The sequence below is a fragment of the Lactobacillus amylolyticus DSM 11664 genome (genome assembly GCF_000178475.1).
Lineage (GTDB): Bacteria > Bacillota > Bacilli > Lactobacillales > Lactobacillaceae > Lactobacillus > Lactobacillus amylolyticus.
Genome location: NZ_ADNY01000035.1, coordinates 18,444 through 40,683 on the forward strand (window position 1 = coordinate 18,444; position 22,240 = coordinate 40,683).

Below are 22,240 nucleotides of genomic sequence, written 5' to 3' on the forward strand. Positions count from 1 at the left end.
ATTATTGTCTTATTGCTTATTTTTCTTTTCCTCATGCTTACGCATCCATGGCAAGATCAACCCTAAACCAAAGAGTACGAAAACAGTGATAAAGTTCATAATCAATTGGTGGCTAAATGCAGGTGTACCCATTTTTACATTTTGTGGAATAAATCCTAAAGTAGCACAAACGAAAGTGAAGATCAGGCACCACCAACCAACGGTTAAAGCTCCAGTTTTATTTTTGATAAAAACATAATCTGAGTGGTATCTTTCTTGGTGCATCCGCATTGCTACGAAGGCGAAGAAAACCCAGCAAGTCTTATATGGTGAAATAATTCCGTTGATGTTCAACAACCAATTATAGATGGTATTAATATTAGGCAAAGTTCCCGTCAGCAAAAGCAAGAACAAGCTCAAGCCAACAGTAAAAGTGTAGGAGTGGACCGGACGTCCGCTCTTATTTTTCTTTTCAGTTAACCATTTAGGCATAAATCTGTCAGCAACATCCCCAGCAAATACACGACTTGAAGCATCAAGCAATACCGCCAATTGGGCCATCATAAACAGTGCTTGAACTACGGCAAAGATGTACATCAAAGTCTTGCCGATACCTAAACTGTTTCCTAATAATTGAAAAGCATAGTATGGACCATTCATCTTAAAGTCATGTGGAATATGGTGTGCATTAAAGAACATTGCCAAAGCCAAAGTCCCAAAAATTGTTAAGAATCCGGTCATAATTGCCAACATCCACATTGCCTTAGGAAAATCTCTCTTAGGATTGCGCATTTGCGATACATAAGGCGCAGCCAATTCAGCACCAGACATGGCAAAGATCAGCAATCCTGTAGTTGAGAAGTAGTTCAAACTGAATGATGGTTTAAATGCACCCAAGTTAAATGGCTGCGTTGCAATATGGTGACCATGCATAACAGCCCAGCCTGCTAGCAAAACAAACAGCATGGACATAATAAACATTGCGCCACCACCAATTAAAGAAAGAATTTCCAATGAATTCTTCAAACGATTTTCCAATAGAATGAAAATCAAAATGATGACAAAAGTCAGCATCCCAAACCAGAAGGTCGACATTCTTTTATCCAATGAATTGTCACCAAAAATGATCCAACTAAAAGAAACGATTATCGAGTTAGAAACATCAACGATATATGGTACGCTCTGAACCCAATACATCCATGAAGTCCAATAGCCCAAAGTATCATTGCTGCTATGACGCACCCATGAAGCAAGGCCTCCCGCTTGATTGTCGAAGGTCAAACTCATTTGACTAGAAATCAAAGCATAGGGAATAACATAAGTAAACAGTAAGAAAATCCAGGAAATTACAACTGATAAACCTTGGTTTTGAAAAGGATAAAAGATATTTTCAAAACTAATGATGGTTACAAAGTCAATCAATGCAATTACTGGCCAACTCATATAATGCTTTTTCGTCGGTTCCAAAGTATCCAACTTTTAATCCTCCAAATATTAAATTATATTGCTAATTCCCGCGATTAATATTTGGTGGCTTCAATTGTATGCAAGTACATAGATTCCGCAAATTCACTTGTATATAGCCTCAATGTAGATATAATCTAATCTTAGTACATTATTCTCAATTCAATATTAATTTTAATCATAAAGTGTAAAAATGTACGTCAAAGATTATAAAGATTTATTCTTTATTTGCAATAGTTTTTGGAGAATAATTTATGAATTTTCTAAAAATCGCCTATGGCAAGAATGTGAAGTTCAAGCAATTAGAAAATTGGCACACCATTTCTCTAACTGAAAACACTGACCCTGCATCTCTTGCCGCAATCGTTGTTAACGCCAGTGATCAAGCATCATTAAGATTGGCACATGATTTGCAAAAAGCATCCGGTTTAGGAATCCCAATTATCGAAATTGCAGATGCAACGCTAAATAAAAATGAGCTCGCCCAAACAGAAAAGGCTGCACAGAAATACACGCAAGAAATGGTTCCTGGCTTCTTATCCGATTTAATTCATTTTGCCCAAGATAAGCCTATCAGCTTCACCACGCCAGGCCACCACAATGGGCAATATTATGCTAAACACCCAGCTGGTGCTATTTTCAATCACTTTTTCGGTAAAAATTTAATGTTCGCCGATACCAGCGATACCGTCGCTGAATTAGGCGACACAATGATGCATGCTGGAACGCCTTTAACGGCCGAACAAAAGGCTGCACAAACCTACAATGCTGACAAAGTTTACTTTTGTACAAATGGTACAACTAGTGCCAATTCGATTTGTGCGAAGGCTATTCTGCGTGAAGGAGACTTAGTCTTATTTGACCGCAACAACCATAAATCGCTCTATAACAGTGCTCTAGTCATGACGGGAGCCAAACCCGTTTACATTCCTACGGACCGTAATCCATTAGGCTTAATCGGTGAAATGAATCCACGTGCATTAGATGAAAAATACTTACGACAAGAAATTGCCAAGGTCGAACCCGAAAAAGCCAAGGCCAAGCGTCCATTTAGATTAGCGATTATTCAATCTGAAACCTATGACGGTCTCTTTTACAATGCCAAATGGCTGATCGACAAAATTGGTTCGCTATGTGACTACATCTTATTCGACTGTGCTTGGGGCGGATTTGAGCAATTCGTACCAATCATGAAGCACTTATCGCCATTGGCTTACAATTATGGCCCTGATGACCCCGGCATTCTGGTTACTCAGTCTTTGCACAAGCAACAAGCCGGTATGGCTCAAGCTTCACAGATTTTGAAAAAAGACTCGCACATCAAAGGGCAGGCACGCTATGTTGACCACAAGCATTTCAACAATGCATACCTAAAATTTGTCACTTCCAGCTACTCTTATCCGCTCTATGCTTCGCTAACCGTTAATTCTTATTTGACGGCTGGAACTGGCAACAAGAAATGGTGGGACCAAACTTTAAGATTAGGAATTGAATTCAGAAAAAAGCTGCTGAAAAAATCTAAATTATTCCGGCCGTTTGTCCCTGACAATTTTGCTAAAATCCCAACTGAAGAACTAATGACCCACAGCGAATACTGGAATTTCAAGCATGAAGACTCTTGGCATGGTTTCAATCAAATTGCAAACGGTGAGGCAATGCTTGATCCGCTTAAGATCACCGTTGTCACTCCAGGAATTGATATTAAACATGACCGGTATGAGGAAAATGGCATTCCGGGAGCAGTCGTTTCTGAATTTTTAATGGAAAAAAGAATCATTCGGGCCAAGGCAGACTTGAACTCTCTGCTGTTTTTACTGACACCAGGAGATACTGAAGAAGAGCTCAACACGCTACTGGATGCATTTTTGAAATTCGAAGAATTCTACAATGAAGATGCTCCATTAGCTGAAGCCTTGCCTAAACTGGCCAAACGCTATCCTAAACGTTATGCTGGCTATACATTAAAGCGTTTATGCCAAGAAATGCATGAGTATTACAAACAAAATCAAACTTTTACTTTGCAAAAGGAGCTTTTTGCTAAAAAAGATATGCAAAACTATGTAATGATCCCAGCTAGGGCCGACGACTTGTTTATGCGCAACCAAAGCGAACTGGTCGATCTGCAGAACGTAGAAGGACGCATCGCAGCCGAAGGAGCTTTGCCTTATCCACCAGGCGTCTTCATCGTAGCTCCAGGAGAAAGATGGTCGGCTATTGACCAAAAGTATTTCGAAGTTCTGGCAGGCGCAATTGAAAAGTTCCCTGGCTTTGTACCAGAAATTCAAGGAGTCTATGTTTCTGAGCAAAAAGATGGCAAGATTTTAGTACAAGCAGAAGTATTGAAGGAAAAATAAATAAAGGAGAAAATTATGGTTTTATCATGGAAAGAAAATTTGCCTAAAGAATTAAGCGCAAAAGTCGACAAAGTTGATCAATTAATTGCATCTCGATTAAAAGAAATTGATGAGCAGGTTCTTTATAACCAGCAACGTGTTTTGGACTTATTTAGAAAGCATAATGTCGGTGAAGAAGATTTGGTTCCTTCTACTGGTTACGGCTACGATGATATCGGTCGTGACAAGATTGAACAAATTTATGCAGATTACTTCAAGACTGACGACGCTTTAGTAAGAAATCAGTTTTCATCTGGAACGCACGCCATTGCCACCGCTTTATTTAGCATGCTTCGGCCTGGTGATACGCTCTATTACTTAACAGGAACTCCTTACGACACCATTCAAGAAGTAATCGGTTTGGCCGGGAACAAGCCGGGAAACATGAAGGAATGGGGCATTAACTTCAAAACTACTGAATTGCTCCCAAACAATGAGGTCGATTATGAAAAAGCGCGCAAAGACTTGCAGGACAAGTCCATCAGGGTAGTTGCCATTCAACGTTCACTTGGTTATGCTGTTCGCCCAAGCTTTACGATGGCAAAGATCAAGAAGATGCTTAAATTTATCAAAGAAGTGCGTCCTGATGTTAATATCTTTATCGATAATTGCTACGGTGAATTTTCCGAATGCGAAGAGCCAACATTTTACGGTGCTGACATGATGGCTGGATCTTTATTCAAAAATGCAGGTGCTGGTATTGTCAAAGGTGGTGCCTTCTTAGTCGGGCGCAAAGATTTGATCGAACAAGCTGGTTCCAGACTAAATGTTCCTGGTGCCGGTAAGGGTGAAGGCCCAACCTGGGGCTTCTTACGCGACATTTACCAAGGCTTCTTTATGGCTCCTCACACAACAGGTGAGGCTCTCAAAGGCATGGTTTATACCGCTGCTTTACTTGAAGAAATGGGTATGAAAGTCATGCCAAAATGGAATGATCCAAGAACTGATATTGTCCAAACCGTAACTTTCGGTGATCCAGATCCAATGGTTAAATTCTGTGCTGCAATTCAACACTATTCTCCAATGAACTCCTTCGTTGATCCAATTCCTTACCACCAAGATGGTTATGAAGATCAAGTCGTTATGGCCTCTGGGAGTTTTGTAGAAGGCTCAACTATTGAATTGTCATCTGATGGTCCAATTCGTCCACCATACCGCCTTTACATCCAAGGTGGGTTATCTTATGCGCATGATAAAATTGCGATCACCAGAGCCGTAGAAGATACCTTTTACAAGAAATAAAAAAGAAAAATAGACAGCAAAAATCCCTTCAAGCTATTAGTTTAAAGGGATTTTTATTTTTGAAAAATTAATATTTAGGAGTCCACTTCATTTTTTCAGTTGCTCAAAAAAGCTTTTAATTGAAAAATTATTTCATTATAGCTAATATTTGAAATGAAAAGGAGTTCTTAGAATAGCGAGGCATCAAAATGAAAATAAAAGACAAAGTTCTGCACGATTACCCAAAATTATCAAAAACCTCTAGGCAGATTGCTGATTATTTGTTGGAAAATCCTGCTGCCTTCTTAACCAACAATGCGCAAGAATTGGGAAAAATCACTAAAACTAGTGCAGCTTCGGTTGTACGCTTTTGTCAGCAATTGGAGTTCAAAGGATTAAAAGATTTTCAATTGCAGCTTGCACAAGATGCGCCGCAAAAAGAGAACGATGATTTCGATACCATTGTTGCAAACGGTGATACATCGACAACAGTCTTATTAAAATTGGAAAAATCGTTGCAGCAAAATCTAACAGAATTCGTTAAATTAAATAATACAAAAGAAATAGGAATCGCCGCTTCCTTACTGCAACAAGCAGATAGCATCTATTTAGAAGGGGTGGCAGCATCAGGACTTCCAGCTAAGGACTTATACTACAAACTAATTAGAATTGGACGAAAAGCTTTTTATGATGATGACGTTCATATTGCTTTAGAGCAGTCATATTTCACTACACCCAAAGATGTAATGATTATTTTTTCATACAGCGGACAAACCGAGGAGATCTTGCTGGCTGCTCGACAAGCTCATCATAATCAAACACCGATAATCGCCATCACCCGCGACTCAAATTCTGCACTTTCTCAATTGGCTAGCATCATTTTGCCCCTCCCAAGTAATGAACAGTTGCTGCGAGTAGGAGCAATTAACTCTTTATTCAGTGAAATGACAATGTCATGTTTGCTCTATTTATGTTTAATTGCAAAAGACGTGCCCAAATTAGAAAATAGGATGAAAGCAACCTCCAGGATTACCAATCATCTGAAGGAGAAAAACTAATCTATCACCCCAATTTGGGGCTTTTTTTATTCTAAATATTGAAATATTATTTCAAAAAATTCACATTCTAATAATTAAATTATATTGTAAATATTTATTGACACCCGCTAATATTGGCATTAATCTTAATTTTAGAAAGCACTTTCAGTTAAGAATCTGCTTTTCGGCTGAAATAAAATTTCAAAAAATTCAACTCTAAGGGAGGAGAAGAACAATGTCGGAAAACAAATATAAAGTTCTCGGCGACCAGATTTATGAAAAAATCGGTGGTCCACAGAACGTCACTAAATTAATTCACTGTATGACACGTTTAAGAATCACTATCAAAGACATGTCTAAGGTCGACGTTGACGGATTAAAGGCTATCAATGACGTAATTGGCGTAGTTGAAGCTGAGACTCTCGAAATAGTATTAGGCCCTGGTATCAACACTAAAGTGGCCGCATAGATGTGTGCCGAAGTCGGTGTAAAAGAAGGGGAAGTATTTCCAGACAATCTGAAAACTACCGAAAGCAGCTATCAATCTAGCAAAAAAGAAGTAGAAAAAAAAGCTGCCGAAGTTCATGCCGCTCATAAAGCAGCTCTTAAGAAAACTTGGTGGCGTGCAGCTTTACAACATATTTCTTCAATTTTCGTTCCATTAATTCCAGCCTTCATCGGTGCCGGTTTAATTTCAGGTGTCGCCGGTATTTTGAAGAACATGTTGGCTGTAAAAATGCTGCCAAGCAGTTGGAGTCTTGGAATTACCGTTTTAAGCATGATTTCCAGCGCTCTTTTTGCTTACTTAAACATCTACGTTGGGATTAACACTGCCAAAGAATTTGGTGCCACTCCAGGTCTTGGCGGTATTATCGGCGGTGTTGTTTACTTGCCAGGAGTAGTTGCTCCAGTAACAATTCCTAACATTTTTGATGGTCAGCCGTTAGCTGCTGGACAAGGTGGTATTATTGGTGTCCTTCTTGCCGTATGGTTAATGTCTTATATAGAAAAATTCTTCCATAAGCATGTATGGGACAGTGTAGATATCCTTGTTACTCCATTTTTAACTGTTTTAATTATGGGACTATTTACAGTCTTCCTGATTATGCCTTTAGCTGGTTGGGTATCTAACTCACTAGTTGGCTCAATTAACTGGGTATTAGCTGTTGGTGGTCCATTTGCCGGATTTATTCTCGGTCTGTTCTTCTTACCAATGGTAATGCTTGGTTTACACCAAATTTTGACCCCAATTCACTTGCAAATGATTCAAAAGATGGGTTATACTCCACTTCTTCCAATCTTAGCAATGGCCGGTGCTGGTCAAGTAGGTGCTGCAATTGCACTTTGGATTAAATGCCGTCACAACAAACAATTGACTAAATTGATTAAAGGGGCTTTGCCTGTCGGTATTTTAGGTGTTGGTGAACCATTAATTTATGGTGTAACTTTACCTTTAGGTCGACCATTTATTACTGCCTGTGTTGGTGGTGGTATAGGTGGTGCCGTTATTGGCATGTTCCCACACTTAGGTGCGATTGCAATTGGTACATCAGGTTGGGCTTTAATTCCACTTATCGCTCATAACATGTGGTGGGCATACTGCTTAGGCTTGCTTGCAGCTTACATTGGTGGTTTTATTGCTACCTACTTCTTCGGTACACCAAAATCAGCTATGGTTGCCAAAAATAAAGATGGTAGTTTAGTTAATAAATAAAAACGATAGAAATTTAGGGATATGAATATGCAGATCAAAAATTTGATTACGGAAACTCGCAATCCTGCTACTCTTCATATCGACACAATGTCGACATTAGAGATAGTAAAAACCATTAATCATGAAGATCAAAAAGTTGCTGCTGTTGGTACACAGGATGCTCAAATTGCTCAAGCTATTGATCAAGCTTCTGAAAGATATGCTAAAGGCGGAAGGCTTGTCTACGTAGGCGCAGGGACAAGTGGCCGCCTCGGAGTTCTCGATGCGGTAGAGCTTGTACCGACTTATGGCATTAAGCCTGAACGCGCAGTCGGTCTCATTGCCGGCGGTAAAGGAGCCATGTACCGTGCAGTAGAAGGGGCGGAAGATTCCCCGGAGCTTGGTGAAAAAGATCTCAGAGAGCTTAATTTAACCGCTAACGATACTGTTCTTGGTTTGTCTGCCAGTGGCCGCACGCCATATGTAATTGGCTGTCTCAATTATGCTAAAAAAGTTGGAGCATTAACTGTTTCAATTGCTTGCGTACCAAATTCAGAAATTGGACAGCACTCCGATATCAAAATTGAGGCAGTAGTAGGGCCTGAAGTTATTACTGGTTCAACTAGAATGAAGTCGGGAACTGCACAAAAAATGATCCTTAACATGATTTCAACTGGTGTTATGATTCGTCAGGGAAAAGTCTATGAAAACATTATGATTGATGTTCAACCTACCAATTCCAAGCTAGTTGATCGTGCTTGTCGAATTATCAATATTGCCACCGGTGCTGATAAGGAAACAGCCTTGTCAACGCTTAAGAAAACAAATAATGATGTTGGCTTAGCAATTGTGATGCTTAAGACAAAGAAAGATAAAGAAGCAGCCCAAGTTTTGCTTAAAGAAAATAATGGACAAGTGGGTAAAGTAATCAGCCAAGAGTAGAAGTCACTAAATATTTTTTCTAGATAAAAAGGCATCCCATCACAGGATGTCTTTTGCTTTATCTTCGCTTTTTATTTTAAGCAAAATAAAAAGTGCCGGATCATGAATCCGTCGATTCATAATCCAACACTAGGTTAGTCTGTTTTGTAATCGATTATTTTTATCCGTCAAATTCAACTTCTTGCAGTTTCTTCATTTCATCGTAAACTTTGCCGCGCATATTCTGATCTACCGCCAGAATAAGCATATCGCCAGCAGCAATAACCGTTTTCCCGTTTGGAATAATTTCTTCACTGCCACGTCTAATTAACTTAACCAACGTGTTTTCAGGCCAATCAATATCCGCAACTTTTTTATCAACCAACTGACTGCTTTCATATACCGGCACCGTCAATTGATCTTCACGATATGATTCTTTAGCTACACCGTTTTTACCTTCCATTGCTTCTGCAAGACTGTCGTATATTGGCCGTCCGCCTAAGAATTCATCAACCAAAAGGGCAATGAAGGCAACGACTGCAAGTGGCATTAAGTGAAGCAGCGAGCCAACCATTTCAGTAATCAAAATAACAGCTGTAAACGGAGCTCGAATAATTGCAGCAAATAAGCCGGCCATTGAGAAAATAACCAGATTGACAACCAGTTTTTGTGGTAAAAGTCCCAGCTGAACCATGAAGGTACCATAAGTGCCGCCAATCAAAGCTCCCATCGTCAAGATAGGGAGGAAGATGCCGCTTGGTAGACCTGAATCATAGGAGACAATTGAAAATACTAGTCTCAAAACGAAGAAGAAGGCCAGCATCCCGACAGTTACCCAGCCTTGAGTCGTAATCATATCTGATAAAGATAAAATCAAGCGATTGCCCGGACCAGTGATGAGCGGCCAAGCATAAGCCATTGGAATCAAAATTGCCAAAGGAATTAATCCATGCAACCATCTAGGCAAAATTTTGATCTTTAAATATACTTTTTTTAACCCGAAGAGGCCAACCTTATACAAGTGACCACATAGTCCAAGTACAAGTCCCAGTAAGACTAGATGCCAATATAACGGGATTGGAAATGAATGGTTGTATGGAATTGCAAGCGCTGGATGAAGACCAAAGAAATTAGAAACAACAAAGTTGGCCGCAATCGCACCAGCCAAGGCATTCATCCAAACTCGTGGCGAGAAATTATGGAAAACTTCCTCTAACACAAAAAGAGAGCCTGAAAGTGGAGCACCGAAGGCAGCAGATAAACCGCTCGCTGCTCCTGTAGCAAGTAAGACGCGAGAATTAGTTTTTGTTTGTTTAAAACTCTCGCCAACTCCTTGCCCAATTGATGATCCTAATTGAAGTGAGGGACCTTCTGGGCCAAGAAACAAACCAGTTCCAATCACCAGAATGCCACCGATTAATTTTCGCCAAAGAATAGGGAACCACTTAACAGATAATTTTCCCTGTAACTCAAGTTTTACTTCAGGAATACCTGAACCACCAACGTGCGGTTGCTGTTTAACAAAATATCCTGCTACTACTGCAACTAATAGAAAACCCACAATAATTGCAATAAACCAAACAGGATTTCGATGTGCTAATGAAAACAAATGCAGCCAAAAAGCAGTAGTTTTTTCAATGCCAAATCTAAATAATCCTACGACAATTCCTGTACAGATTCCCACGATCAAGGCTTGTCCTAGGAGCTTTAGACTAGTATTATTTTCATTTTTCATCTTTATCAACTCTCCACTTTACCAATAATTTACAGTAACACTAATATTCTACATCAAAAAAGAGAACTCTCACGAGTTCTCTTTTTTTGTTACACGTGTAACAAAATTATTTTTCTTCATACCATTCGGTGTGGAATGTGCCTTCACGGTCATTTCTAAGGTAAGTGTGAGCACCGAAGTAGTCACGTTGGCCTTGAATAAGGTTAGCTGGCAAACTTGGATCAAAAATTGATTCCAAGTAATTCAATGATGCACTCAAAGCTGGAGTTGGAATGCCAGCCTTAGTTACTAAACTAACAACTTCACGCAAAGCAGGAATATTGTTTACCATCAATTGGTTGAAGTATGGATCTTGGAACAAGACTTCAAGTTGCTTGCCATCTTCGTATGCTTTCTCAATATCTTTCAACATTGATGAACGAATGATACAACCAGCTTCCCAGTTTTGTGCAATTGCAGGGTAACGAAGATTCCAATCATATGCTTTAGCAGCCATTGTTAATTGTTGGAAGCCTTGAGCATAAGCAACAGCTTGTGTTAATTGCAATGATTTTTCCAAATTATCGATCAAGTTGTCTGGAACATCACCGTTCCATACAATTTCTTTTCCTTCACGCGTAGTAGCCTTTGACATGAAACGTGCAATAACAGCCTCTGCTACAACATTAATTGGAGCACCTAAAGCAACACCGTCTTCAAGCATCCAATTACCAGTACCCTTATAAGAAGCTACGTTTAAAATATGGTCAATAACGTGATCTTGGGTCAAATTGTCTTTTTGCTTCAAAACATTAGCAGTGATTTCAGTCAAGTAAGCATGGACAAGACCTTGATTCCACTTGTCGAAGATAGCTGACATTTCATCATCGCTCTTGCTAGCGATTTTGCGTAAAATATCGTAAACTTCTGAGAATTCTTGTATAATAGCATATTCAATACCATTATGTACCATCTTGACATAGTGGCCACTAGAACTTGGGCCAATATAAGATACGCATGGACGGCCTTCAGGGGTCTTAGCAGCGATTGCTTCTAAGATCGGTGCAACTTTCTTGTAAGCTTCTTCGTCACCGCCTGGCATCAAAGCTGGGCCATTTAAGGCACCTTCTTCACCACCGGAAACTCCCATTCCGATAAAGTGAATGCCATGCTTTTCCATTTCTTCAAAACGACGGGTAGTATCATGGAAGTTTGAGTTACCACCATCAATTAAGATGTCGCCTTTATCAAGAAGAGGCAACAGCTTTTGCAGAGTTTGATCAACTGGATCACCAGCCATAATTTGAATTAAGATCTTGCGTGGCTTTTCAAGTGAATTAACGAATTCTTCCCAAGTGTAGCAAGGTTTTAACTTATCATCTTCATATTTAGCAAAAGCATCAACTTCAGATTTATCAATACTGAAGCCAGAGACTGAATAACCATGATTTCTAATATTCAAGGCTAAATTCTTACCCATAACGGATAAGCCAATAACGCCAAATTGTTGCATTTTTTAATTTCCTCCATCAAAATTTTCTCATTTTATATTATACGAGTAGACAAAGAAAAAAGCGAAACCAAAAGGTTTCGCTTTCTCATAAATTTTATTTATCAAACAGATTAGTGTCGTGAAGCACCAGAAGTAGTATCTGGTTCAGGATCTGGCTCTGGTTCTGCATGTTGAGATGCACCAGTGGCAGCATCAGTTTCCATTCCGTATTTATCAGCAAAGTAGCTGAATGGCTTCAAGTCTTCTGCTTGATACTTCTTGACGAAGGCTGGATCGTCAAGGCTGTTCAATTCAGTTGAATAAGGCATTTTATGGGTGTATTTGACGTCAATTAACATTGGACCGTCCATCTTCTTCCATTCCTTAACAGCTGCTTCAAATTCAGCCTTAGTGCGAACAGTAACACCTTTGACGTTCATACCTTCAGCAACTTTTGCCCAGTCATTGTCTGGAAGAATAACACCTGATAGTGGTTGGTTAGATTCGTCTTCTTGTTCTGCTTGAATGAAGCCAAGAGTTTCATTAGTAAAGACGATATTCAAAATGTGCATGTTGTAGCGTGCCATTGTTAAAAGTTCTTGGTTCATCATAGCAAAGCCACCATCACCGGCTAATTGCCATACTTCACGATCTGGATAAACTTCAGCGGCAGCCAAAGCAGCTGGAGCACCGAAGCCCATTGTTGCATGCAAGCCTGAAGTTGCCAACTTTTGATCGTCATGCATCTTAAGCAAACGACATTGGTCAACATTAACGTTACCTACATCAACTGCAAAGATAGCATCATCTGCAGCTTCTTTGTTAATAACATCCCAGATTGGTTCAGGACGAACTGGACTTTCATCTGAATCCTTAAAGCTTGCTTGCCATGCGTCCCAGTTTTCACGGTCAGCAATTGAAGCCTTGTACAAAGGTGATTCCATGCGATCTTCACCAGCATCAATAATTGCACGTAAGCCTTTCTTGCTATCAGCCAACATTGAAACATCTGTGCTGTGACGTTTGCCGAATTTAGCTGAGTCAACATCAATTTGAATAACTTTAGCATTCTTGTTGAACCAAAGAACTGAGAATGGGGAGTTATTACCAACCCAGACTACCAAGTCAGCATGACTTTGAATTTCATTAGCAGGTTTTGGACCAATCCGGCCGATTGTACCCATGTAAGCAGGGAAGTTGTCTTCAACAATTCCTTTACCCAAGTATGATGAAAGAAGTGGGGTCTTGAATTTTTCAGCAAATTCCTTTAATTCTGAGCCTGCATCCTTAGCACCTAAACCAAAGTAAACAACAGGGTTCTTAGCTTCTTTCAAAAGCTTAACTGCGTCTTCAACAGAAGCCTTAGTTGGTGCTGGATAGTTGTCTTCAACGTGAGCATCGTAGTTAACGCGGAAGTTATCCTCAATCTTTTGCCAGCCGTAGTCTTTAGAAATAATTAAAACAGCTGGGCCTTTCTTGGCATATGCTTGACGAATTGCTTCATCCATTAAGACTGGAAGAAGTTCAGCTGTTTTAGCTTGAGCACACCATACGCTTGCATCTAAGAACCATTTATCTTCATCAAAAGCTTGGAAGAAGTCAATATCTTGTTTGCTGGTTGGAACGTTGGCCACAATAGCAACCATTGGTGTGTGATCATATTTGGCATCGTATAAGCCATTAAATAAGTGAGCAGCACCTGGACCTGCTGATGCAAAGCAAACACCAACTTTACCAGTTAATTTATATTCTGCAGAAGCAGCTAAAGAGCCTGCTTCTTCATGACGAACTTCAATAAATTTAATCTTATCTTGCCAGTTATGAATTGCGTTCATGCTTGAGTCAAATGAACCGCCTGGGAAACCATAAACATGATCAATGTTCCACTCGTACAAAACTTTGAACATTGCATCTGAACCATTAATCTTTGCCATAATAAGTGCATCTCCTTAACAATAAGTTCTTTCTTTCATACCTTATTGAAACATATTTTTCCACATTTGCAAATGTTGTTTAACCGCATTATATCAATGATGTAACCGCTTTTATATAAATATGGATTTCACAAAGTTAGATAAGAAAATATTTATAATGTTTCAATGATAGCGCTTTTATATGTGAATGCCTGCGCAAGCACAACTGTTTTTTTTATTGTTATTAGGTATTTTCTCATAAAAATATAGGATAAAAAAGATGCAATTTTTTTAAAAATTATTATTATTAGCTCTATTTTTCATAAGTTAACGAAATTGTTTCTCTGAGTGTTCTTAATTAAAATTTTTCTCGCAATAAAAAAACAGTGTATTCATGCTTAAACATGGATACGCTGTTTTCAGATTACTAATTTTTACTTATTCACTTTACTGTAGCGACCATTTTGAATATAAACACTCAAGATTGCTAAGTCAGCCGGGTTAACTCCAGAAATTCTTTCGGCTTGAGCTAAAGTTTCCGGACGAATCTTTTCAAATTTCTGCCGAGCTTCAGTTGCTAATCCTTCAATTGCACCATAATCGATGTCTGCTGGAATCTTCTTAGCCTCTTGTCGGTGAAGACGATCAATCCGTACTTGCTCTTTCTTAATGTAGCCAGCGTACTTGATATTGATTTCTACTTGTTCTTTAACATATCGATCATCTGCAATCTTTTCGCCCGTTAATTTTTCAATGTCATCAATCTTAACACGTGGACGACGCAAGAAAATATCTGCTTTCAAGCCGGCACTCAATTTATCCTCACCAATATTTTGCAAATATTCTTGTACTTCATCAGTAGGATGGATGGTTATTGTTGCTAACTTTTCTTTTGCCGCTGCAATTTCTTTCTTCTTTTCTTCAAAAGCAGCATACCGTTTGTCAGAAATAAGTCCTAACTTGTGACCATACGGGGTCAAACGCAAGTCTGCGTTATCATGACGCAAAATCAAACGATATTCGGCACGCGAAGTAAGCAAACGATATGGCTCATTAGTACCTTTAGTTACCAAATCATCAATCAAAACTCCAATATAAGCTTCATCTCTGCCTAAAGTAAAGCCAGGCTTGCCCTTTGCACGCAAAGCCGCATTAATGCCGGCAATCAAACCTTGGCCAGCAGCTTCCTCGTAGCCAGAAGTACCGTTCATTTGCCCAGCGGTGAAGAGATTTTTGATATTTTTTGTTTCCAAAGTATGCTTCAATTGCCATGGTTCGATTACATCATATTCAATCGCATAACCTGGACGCATCATCTCCGCATGTTCAAGTCCCGCAACGGTGTGGAGCATTTTAAGTTGAACTTCTTCTGGCATAGAAGTAGAAAAATCACCCACATAAACTTCTTTAGTATGTCTGCCTTCGGGTTCAAGAAACAGTTGGTGACGATTTTTATCGGCAAAACGAACTACTTTAGTCTCAATCGAAGGGCAGTAACGTGGACCCACACCAACAATATCGCCAGAGAACATTGGGGAGCGATCAAGGTTATCGCGAATAATTTTATGAGTAGTTGGATTAGTATAGGTCATCCAGCAAGATACTTGATCCTTTAAATAATCGGCATCACTGGTCTCGTATGAAAAGTGCCGAGGAATTTTATCAGCTGGTTCTTCTTCAGTCTTAGAATAATCAATTGTATTGCCGTTAACCCGAGGAGGCGTACCAGTCTTAAACCGACGAAGTTTAAAACCAAGTTTTTCCAAATTTTCAGAAAGCTTAATAGCCGGAATTGTATTGTTTGGACCTGATGAATAATTTAATTCGCCTATGAAGATACGGCCACGAGCAGCTGTCCCCGTAGTAAGAACGACACTTTTAGCATGATATTCCGCACCAGTATTAGTAATCACGCCGCGACAAACGCCGTCTTTAACTACTAGTTGATCAACAATTGCCTGACGCAAGGTCAAATTAGGTGTATTTTCAATTACATCCTTCATATGTTCATGGTATTGCCATTTATCAGCCTGCGCACGAAGAGCACGAACTGCAGGACCTTTGCCTGTATTCAGCATTCTCATTTGAATGTAGGTTGCGTCAATATTTTTACCCATTTGTCCGCCTAAGGCATCAATTTCACGGACCACGGTTCCTTTAGCAGGGCCACCAACAGATGGATTGCATGGCATAAAAGCAACCATATCTAGACCAATTGTAACAACTAAAGTTTTTAATCCCATATGAGCACTGGCAAGTGCTGCTTCACAGCCAGCATGACCGGCACCAACGACAATTACATCATATTCATCGGTATCGTAAGTTTTCATTTTTATCCTACTTTCCTAAACAGAATTGACTAAACAGGGCGTTAACCAGTTCATCAGGTGCACTATCACCAGTAATTTCGCCTAACGTATCCCATGCACCATTGAAATCAATTTGGGCAATATCAACAGGCACGCCATCTTCTACTGCTTTAACTACATCTTGCAGCTGTTTCTTAGCCTTGGCCAATAAACCAGCTTGGCGCTGATTAGTAACCATAATTTGATCATTGGAGTTGGTAATTCCTGAGAAGAACATCTTTTTGATTAAATCTTCTAATTCATCCAGATTAGTCTCTTTCAAAATTGAAGTTGAAACCACTTCGCTTCCAGTTGAATCATGCATCCCTTTGGCGGTTAATTTTTGACCTAAATCCATTTTATTCAAGATGATAATTCGTTTCTTGTTTTCTGTTTCTTTAAGCAAAGTCTTGTCTTCATCGGTTAATTCTTGACTGCCATCGAGCAAAAGCAAAACTAAATCGGCCTGTTTAAGTGCTTTTTGTGAACGTTCAACTCCGATTTTTTCAACTTTATCATCAGTATGGTGAATGCCGGCAGTATCAATTAATTTAAGTGGAACGCTATTAACTGAAATATATTCTTCAAGCGTATCACGAGTAGTTCCGGCAACATCAGTTACGATAGCCTTGTCGCTTTGCGTCAAATAATTCAAAAGGGAAGACTTACCTACGTTTGGACGGCCTACAATCGCTGTAGCCAAGCCATTGCGCAAAATCGTCCCTTCCTGTGCTGTTTTTAACAAACGATCAATTTTTTGAATTACATTTTTAGAAGTATCGGCCATTTGTTTGGCAGTTACCTGGTCGGCATCATATTCAGGATAATCAATATTAACCTCAACATTGGCAAGAGTATCCAGAATTTCTTTTCTCATTGCACGAATTTTATGCATCAGGCCGCCAGCTAATTGACCAACTGCCACCTGACGAGCTTTATCAGTTTTAGCCCGCACGATATCCATTACGCTTTCAGCTTGGGTTAAATCAATTCTGCCGTTAACAAATGCTCGCTTAGTAAATTCACCCGGATCAGCCATTCTAGCACCATGTGCCAACAACAATTGCAAAACATGATTAGTAACTACGATGCCACCGTGACAATTAATTTCAATAATGTCTTCACGCGTAAAAGTTTTTGGCGCTCTCAAGACCGTTACCATTGCTTCATCAATTGTCTTATTAGTATCCGGATCAATGATATGACCGTAATGGATAGTATGAGTTGGTACTTTAGTCAAATCAGCACCTTTAAATACTTGATTAGCAATTTTAACTGCATCTTCACCAGACATTCGTACAATTGAAATTCCACCTTCACCAATCGGTGTTGAAATAGCAGCAATCGTATCGAATTCAGTTAAAGTTTGAGCCATCTTAATCCCTGTTCCTTTTTCAATAAAAAAAGTGCATTATACCACCATGATTGATCACGATGGATAAAGCACTTTGACTACTTTATCTAAAAATGATTTTAGACGAAATATTTATTTTTTGCGTCCTAAACGCTTATAAGCTTTTCTAATGCGATGCTTGCGCTCACGTTCAGCTGTAACCTTTGCTTCTTGTTCACGCTTATATTTAATAGGGTTTTGCAAGAAGAAAGTTTGAACTGCCTGGAAGAGGTTAGAAATAACCCAGTACAAGGTAATAGCTGATTGGAAACCAATTGCCACTGCACCAACCATGATTGACATTCCATATGTCATGAACTTAGTCATCCCGTTTTGGGCTGACTTAGGTGTTGATATTTGACTAATATAGGTTGAAAGGAAAGTGAAAACCATCGCCAAAATCGGCATGATATAGTAAGGGTCCGGTTTCCCAAGGTCCATCCATAAGAAATGTCCATTTTGCAGTTGTGGCGTCCGCAAAATTGCCATGTACAAAGCATACATAACAGGCAACTGAATTAATAACGGAAGACAACCAGTATATGGATTTACTCCAGCTTCCTTATAAAGCTTATTAGTTTCTTGTGATAATAATTGTCTAGATTCTGTATCACGTCCAGGATATTTCTTACGTAACGCATCAACTTGTGGTTGAATTTGCTGCATCTTGGTAGAACTTCTGATTGAAATAGCATTCAGAGGTAAAAGGATAATCCGGACAAGAATGGTAAAGACGATAATCGTCACTCCATAATTGTTCCCCATTAATTTAGCAAGCCACAACAAGAATGCGGAAACGTAATAAATGATCCAGCGATCCCACCAATTTCCACTTGTATGAGAAACAGGTGCTTGGTGAGTGCCACTCGTTGGAGCACACCCAACCAAAACAACAGCAATCGAAATTACTGCCAGGACAGCTAATAGACGCTTGACATTTCTTTTAGTCAGAATGTCTTTCACTCTTATTTTCCTCAATTCCATCCGGCATCTTTTCAATGACGTGAGCCAAGGTCAAGGCATGAATTAAATTTTTGCGCACCTCAGTCATGTCAAAATTGCGAGCGTAGGGCCTCGTAATTACCAGAAAATCAATATGCGGATCAATTTCTGTTTTATATTCAGTAATTACCGCCCGAATGTAACGCTTGAGTCGATTTCGAATAACGGCAGTATGTCCGACCTTCTTGCCGACAGAAATGCCCACTCGGAAGTGTTTGTTTTCTGTTTTTTCTATTTTATAGATGACAAAAGCCCGATTAGCGACAGATTCGCCAGCTTTAAATACATGCTGAAAATCCTTTTCAGATTTTACACGATAAGATTTTCTCAAAACGTTTCATTCCACTCTAGTAGACTAAAAAAACCACTGGGATTTCAGTGGTTTTAAGCAGATAAGACTTTTCTACCCTTTGCACGGCGTCTTGCTAAAACCTTACGGCCACTAGATGTGCTCATACGCTTCATAAAACCATGAACGCGTGAACGGTGACGCTTCTTAGGTTGGTAAGTTCTCTTAGTTGACATAAAATGCACCTCCAATATTCATGTGCTAACTGCACAATTTCTTATTTAGAATAGCATGTTTAATCAAAATTGCCAAGGGCTAAGCCCAAAAAAGACGCAAGCCAAGGCCGATTTTTCTTGTTAAGAATGTGGATAAAGTTCTGTAAAAGTTTTCCACAAAAAGAAAGGCACAAAGAAATTCCCAGTCTTTTCCACAACTCACACCATGTTCAAAAATAAATTCACAGCCTGTGGATACTTTATATAAAAAAGTGGTTGGTTTACTATCAAATCAATAAAAAATATACACAGCTGAGCTGTTAAAAACTCAAGCTGTTCAAATATGCACACAAGAAATTAAAAATAGATTAAAGAAATAATCCACAGCCTGTAGATTCTGAATTACTGTTTTGCACTTGTGGAAAACTTATATTTAAAATGATAAAATAAATTTGCTTTATTTATTGGGGGAATTTATTTTGTTCGATATTGATAAATTTTGGCAGCACTTCAATGATGAAATGCGCGAGCGTTTTAATGAAGTTGCTTACAATGCATGGTTTAAAAATACAAAACCTCTTTCATATGACAAAAATAGTCATGAATTAAAAATTGCCGTTCAAAACCCTGTCTCAAAGGGCTACTGGGAAAAGAACCTTTCTTCGCAATTAATTCAATCAGCCTATGGCTATGCAGGAATTGAAATTTTGCCTACTTTTCAAATAGAAGGTGATACTGGTCCTGAGAGAATTGTTACTCCAGAACCACGCCATGAAATTCAGCAAAATATTCCTCAACCACGTCAAGATGAATTTGCTAAGGATTTAAAATTAAACGACAAATATACTTTTGATAATTTTGTTCAAGGTGAAGGAAACAAATTAGCTGCCGGTGCTGCTTTAGCTGTTGCTGATAGCCCCGGAAGTTTTTACAATCCACTATTTATTTTTGGTGGCGTAGGTTTAGGTAAAACTCACTTGATGCAGGCCATCGGTCATCAGATGCTGGCTGAGCGTCCTAATGCTAAAATAGTCTACATTCAAAGTGAAACTTTCGTTAACGATTTTATTAATTCAATCAAAAATAAAACGCAGGATCAATTCCGTGAAAAATACAGAACCTGCGACTTATTGTTGGTTGATGATATTCAATTTTTTGCTAAAAAAGAAGGGATTCAAGAAGAATTCTTCCATACTTTTGAAACGCTCTACAACGATCAAAAGCAAATTGTCATGACCAGTGATCGACTTCCGACAGAAATTCCTGATTTATCAGAAAGATTGGTTTCCAGATTTACTTGGGGTCTGCAAGTCGAAATTACACCACCTGATCTTGAAACTAGAATTGCAATTCTCCGTAAAAAGGCAGAAGCTGATGGCTTGACAATTGACGACAACACCTTGGACTACATTGCTTCTCAAGTCGATACCAATATCCGTGAACTTGAAGGCGCTCTGGTAAAAGTAGAAGCTCATGCCACAATTGAAAAAGAAGACATCAATGTAAATCTGGCACGTGATGCTCTGGCAGATCTTAAGCTGGTACAAAAGAATCGAGGTTTGCAAATCTCTAAGATTCAAGAAGTGGTTGCCAATTATTTCCAGACATCAATTGCAGAATTGAAAGGTAAGAAGCGGGTAAGGCAAATCGTTGTACCGCGGCAAGTCGCAATGTATCTTTCACGTGAGTTAACCGATGCCAGTCTGCCAAAAATTGGTCAGGAATTCGGCGGGAAAGATCATACGACAGTAATGCACGCCTATGAGAAAATCCAGCAGCAAATTAAAACTGATGCTGATATCAAATCCGCTATTTTTGATTTACGGCAAATGCTTGATCGCTAAAAGTTATCCACTGTGGAAAACTTTTTGATTTTTACACATTTTGTTAACTGACATAATTCCGTTATCTTAAGGATTCTTAGAGTTTTCAACATAAAACACAGGACCTACTACTACTAATTAATTAAATATATAATTAATAAAGAAAACGTACCTGAAAAACAGGAGGCAATAATGAAATTTACAATCAATAGAAATTTGTTCATCGAAAATTTGAACAATGTAATGCGAGCAATTTCTTCTAGAGCAACTATTCCAATTTTGAGCGGTATCAAATTAGATTTATCAGAAGACCAATTGGTTCTTACTGGTAGTGATACTGATATCTCTATTGAAATTAAAATTCCAGTAAGTGAAGACTTAAGTGTAGAATCTACAGGTTCAATTGTTTTACCAGCACGGTTCTTTAGTGAAATTGTTAAAAAACTTCCAGGTAAAGATTTTTCATTTGAAGTAAAGGAAAGTTTTCAAACTAAGATTTCTTCAGAAAACAGTGAATTTACAATCAATGGTCTAGATGCAAACAATTATCCTAGATTACCTGAAATTCCAGAAGAATCTTCATTTACAATTGCAGGCAAAATTTTGCGTGAAATTATTAATGAAACTCAATTCGCTGTTGCTACTCAAGAAAGTCGATTGGTTTTGAGTGGGGTTCACTTTACTTTTAGTCCTGATTCAATTAAGGCTGTTGCAACCGACTCACACCGATTGTCAGAAAGAACCATTGCTTTAGAAAACGGACCACAAACTAAGACAGATTTGATTATTCCAGGTAAAAGTTTGCAAGAACTTTCAAGAATTATTGGTGAGGCAGATCCAGAAGTTAAAGTTTGTCCAGGCGATAATCAAGTACTTTGCCGCATTGGCAATATTGCCTTCTATTCAAGACTGCTTGATGGCAATTATCCTGATACTGATCGTTTGCTTCCAACTGAAAGTACAACTAGTGTTGAATTTGATTTAGCAGATCTTTCAAGTGCCCTTGATCGTGCAAGTTTGTTAACTCATGCTGGCCGTAATAACGTTGTCAACTTAAATTTGGATACCGAAAATGGAAAAGTGAAATTAACGGGTACATCAGCTGAAATTGGTAACGTTGAAGAAGACGTTAACTTTAAGAATCTTGATGGTAAGAATTTGACGATTTCATTTAATCCTGATTATTTGCGGGATGCATTACGTGCGTCAGTTACGGATGCTATTGTCATGAAATTTACGCAACCACTTCGTCCGTTTACTGTTACGCCAAACAAAGACGATGTTCAATTCATTCAATTAATTACGCCAGTCAGAACTTTTTAAATAATTATCAATTTCGAAAT

15 protein-coding genes and 1 pseudogene are annotated in these 22,240 nt (G+C 38.8%); 7 read left to right on the forward strand and 9 right to left on the reverse strand.

The features are described from left to right. Nucleotides 1-9: 9 nt before the first annotated feature. Entirely contained in the window at nt 10-1,422 is a 1,413-nt protein-coding gene (locus HMPREF0493_RS04360) for an APC family permease (RefSeq protein WP_050776636.1), read from the reverse strand. A 275-nt stretch (nt 1,423-1,697) separates the two neighbouring features. Between HMPREF0493_RS04360 and HMPREF0493_RS04365 the strand changes: the two genes are divergently transcribed. The 5 genes and pseudogenes from HMPREF0493_RS04365 to murQ all read left to right on the forward strand — a co-directional run bounded on the left by HMPREF0493_RS04365 (nt 1,698) and on the right by murQ (nt 8,729). Further along, entirely contained in the window at nt 1,698-3,797 is a 2,100-nt protein-coding gene (locus HMPREF0493_RS04365) for a putative ornithine decarboxylase (protein ID WP_006352085.1), read from the forward strand. A 15-nt stretch (nt 3,798-3,812) separates the two neighbouring features. Further along, a complete protein-coding gene (locus HMPREF0493_RS04370; RefSeq protein ID WP_006352086.1) occupies nt 3,813-5,078 on the forward strand; it encodes a methionine gamma-lyase family protein in 1,266 nt (421 codons plus the stop codon). A 188-nt stretch (nt 5,079-5,266) separates the two neighbouring features. After that, on the forward strand, nt 5,267-6,115 hold the full coding sequence (locus tag HMPREF0493_RS04375; protein ID WP_006352087.1) for a MurR/RpiR family transcriptional regulator: 849 nt from the start codon (nt 5,267-5,269) through the stop codon (nt 6,113-6,115). A 214-nt stretch (nt 6,116-6,329) separates the two neighbouring features. Then, nucleotides 6,330-7,799, forward strand: a pseudogene (locus tag HMPREF0493_RS04380) (PTS transporter subunit EIIC); the annotation flags it as partial. Nucleotides 7,800-7,835: 36 nt separating this feature from the next. Further along, nucleotides 7,836-8,729, forward strand: coding sequence for an N-acetylmuramic acid 6-phosphate etherase (gene murQ, locus HMPREF0493_RS04385; protein ID WP_040457203.1), 894 nt, complete (start codon nt 7,836-7,838; stop codon nt 8,727-8,729). 160 nt (nt 8,730-8,889) lie between these two features. On the opposite strand, the gene HMPREF0493_RS04390 is transcribed toward murQ, so the two are convergent. The 8 genes from HMPREF0493_RS04390 to rpmH all read right to left on the reverse strand — a co-directional run bounded on the left by HMPREF0493_RS04390 (nt 8,890) and on the right by rpmH (nt 19,095). Next, nucleotides 8,890-10,443 (reverse strand): ClC family H(+)/Cl(-) exchange transporter, encoded by a 1,554-nt coding sequence (locus HMPREF0493_RS04390; RefSeq protein WP_006352091.1) that lies wholly within the window; start codon nt 10,441-10,443, stop codon nt 8,890-8,892. A 106-nt stretch (nt 10,444-10,549) separates the two neighbouring features. Further along, nucleotides 10,550-11,935: an NADP-dependent phosphogluconate dehydrogenase gene (gene gndA, locus HMPREF0493_RS04395; RefSeq protein WP_006352092.1), complete on the reverse strand. Its 1,386-nt coding sequence runs from the start codon at nt 11,933-11,935 to the stop codon at nt 10,550-10,552. A gap of 110 nt (nt 11,936-12,045) precedes the next feature. Next, nucleotides 12,046-13,848 carry a pyruvate oxidase gene (spxB, locus tag HMPREF0493_RS04400; RefSeq protein WP_006352093.1) on the reverse strand — a complete coding sequence of 601 codons (1,803 nt, stop codon included), beginning with the start codon at nt 13,846-13,848 and terminating at the stop codon, nt 12,046-12,048. Between the two features lie 413 nt (nt 13,849-14,261). Continuing rightward, nucleotides 14,262-16,157, reverse strand: coding sequence for a tRNA uridine-5-carboxymethylaminomethyl(34) synthesis enzyme MnmG (gene mnmG / locus HMPREF0493_RS04405; protein ID WP_006352094.1), 1,896 nt, complete (start codon nt 16,155-16,157; stop codon nt 14,262-14,264). 7 nt (nt 16,158-16,164) lie between these two features. Beyond that, complete coding sequence (gene mnmE / locus HMPREF0493_RS04410) at nt 16,165-17,550, reverse strand: tRNA uridine-5-carboxymethylaminomethyl(34) synthesis GTPase MnmE (RefSeq protein ID WP_006352095.1); 1,386 nt, start codon at nt 17,548-17,550, stop codon at nt 16,165-16,167. Nucleotides 17,551-17,661: 111 nt separating this feature from the next. After that, a complete protein-coding gene (locus HMPREF0493_RS04415) occupies nt 17,662-18,531 on the reverse strand; it encodes a YidC/Oxa1 family membrane protein insertase (protein WP_133286289.1) in 870 nt (289 codons plus the stop codon). Next, entirely contained in the window at nt 18,512-18,901 is a 390-nt protein-coding gene (rnpA, locus tag HMPREF0493_RS04420) for a ribonuclease P protein component (RefSeq protein WP_006352097.1), read from the reverse strand. Before rnpA ends, HMPREF0493_RS04415 begins: the two co-directional genes overlap by 20 nt. 53 nt (nt 18,902-18,954) lie before the next feature. Continuing rightward, on the reverse strand, nt 18,955-19,095 hold the full coding sequence (rpmH, locus tag HMPREF0493_RS04425; RefSeq protein WP_006352098.1) for a 50S ribosomal protein L34: 141 nt from the start codon (nt 19,093-19,095) through the stop codon (nt 18,955-18,957). A gap of 458 nt (nt 19,096-19,553) precedes the next feature. Here rpmH and dnaA point away from each other — a divergent pair, with 458 nt between their 5' ends. Then, entirely contained in the window at nt 19,554-20,918 is a 1,365-nt protein-coding gene (dnaA, locus tag HMPREF0493_RS04430) for a chromosomal replication initiator protein DnaA (RefSeq protein WP_040457206.1), read from the forward strand. Nucleotides 20,919-21,089: 171 nt separating this feature from the next. Further along, nucleotides 21,090-22,220, forward strand: coding sequence for a DNA polymerase III subunit beta (dnaN, locus tag HMPREF0493_RS04435; RefSeq protein ID WP_006352100.1), 1,131 nt, complete (start codon nt 21,090-21,092; stop codon nt 22,218-22,220). The last annotated feature ends 20 nt before the right edge of the window (nt 22,221-22,240 follow it).

Bases quoted from the DNA above. Each gene is read 5' to 3' on its own strand.
- HMPREF0493_RS04360 (WP_050776636.1), bottom strand. From the start codon at position 1,422: ATGAGTTGGCCAGTAATTGCATTGATTGACTTTGTAACCATCATTAGT.
- HMPREF0493_RS04365 (WP_006352085.1), top strand. From the start codon at position 1,698: ATGAATTTTCTAAAAATCGCCTATGGCAAGAATGTGAAGTTCAAGCAA.
- HMPREF0493_RS04370 (WP_006352086.1), top strand. From the start codon at position 3,813: ATGGTTTTATCATGGAAAGAAAATTTGCCTAAAGAATTAAGCGCAAAA.
- HMPREF0493_RS04375 (WP_006352087.1), top strand. From the start codon at position 5,267: ATGAAAATAAAAGACAAAGTTCTGCACGATTACCCAAAATTATCAAAA.
- murQ (WP_040457203.1), top strand. From the start codon at position 7,836: ATGCAGATCAAAAATTTGATTACGGAAACTCGCAATCCTGCTACTCTT.
- HMPREF0493_RS04390 (WP_006352091.1), bottom strand. From the start codon at position 10,443: ATGAAAAATGAAAATAATACTAGTCTAAAGCTCCTAGGACAAGCCTTG.
- gndA (WP_006352092.1), bottom strand. From the start codon at position 11,935: ATGCAACAATTTGGCGTTATTGGCTTATCCGTTATGGGTAAGAATTTA.
- spxB (WP_006352093.1), bottom strand. From the start codon at position 13,848: ATGGCAAAGATTAATGGTTCAGATGCAATGTTCAAAGTTTTGTACGAG.
- mnmG (WP_006352094.1), bottom strand. From the start codon at position 16,157: ATGAAAACTTACGATACCGATGAATATGATGTAATTGTCGTTGGTGCC.
- mnmE (WP_006352095.1), bottom strand. From the start codon at position 17,550: ATGGCTCAAACTTTAACTGAATTCGATACGATTGCTGCTATTTCAACA.
- rpmH (WP_006352098.1), bottom strand. From the start codon at position 19,095: ATGTCAACTAAGAGAACTTACCAACCTAAGAAGCGTCACCGTTCACGC.
- dnaN (WP_006352100.1), top strand. From the start codon at position 21,090: ATGAAATTTACAATCAATAGAAATTTGTTCATCGAAAATTTGAACAAT.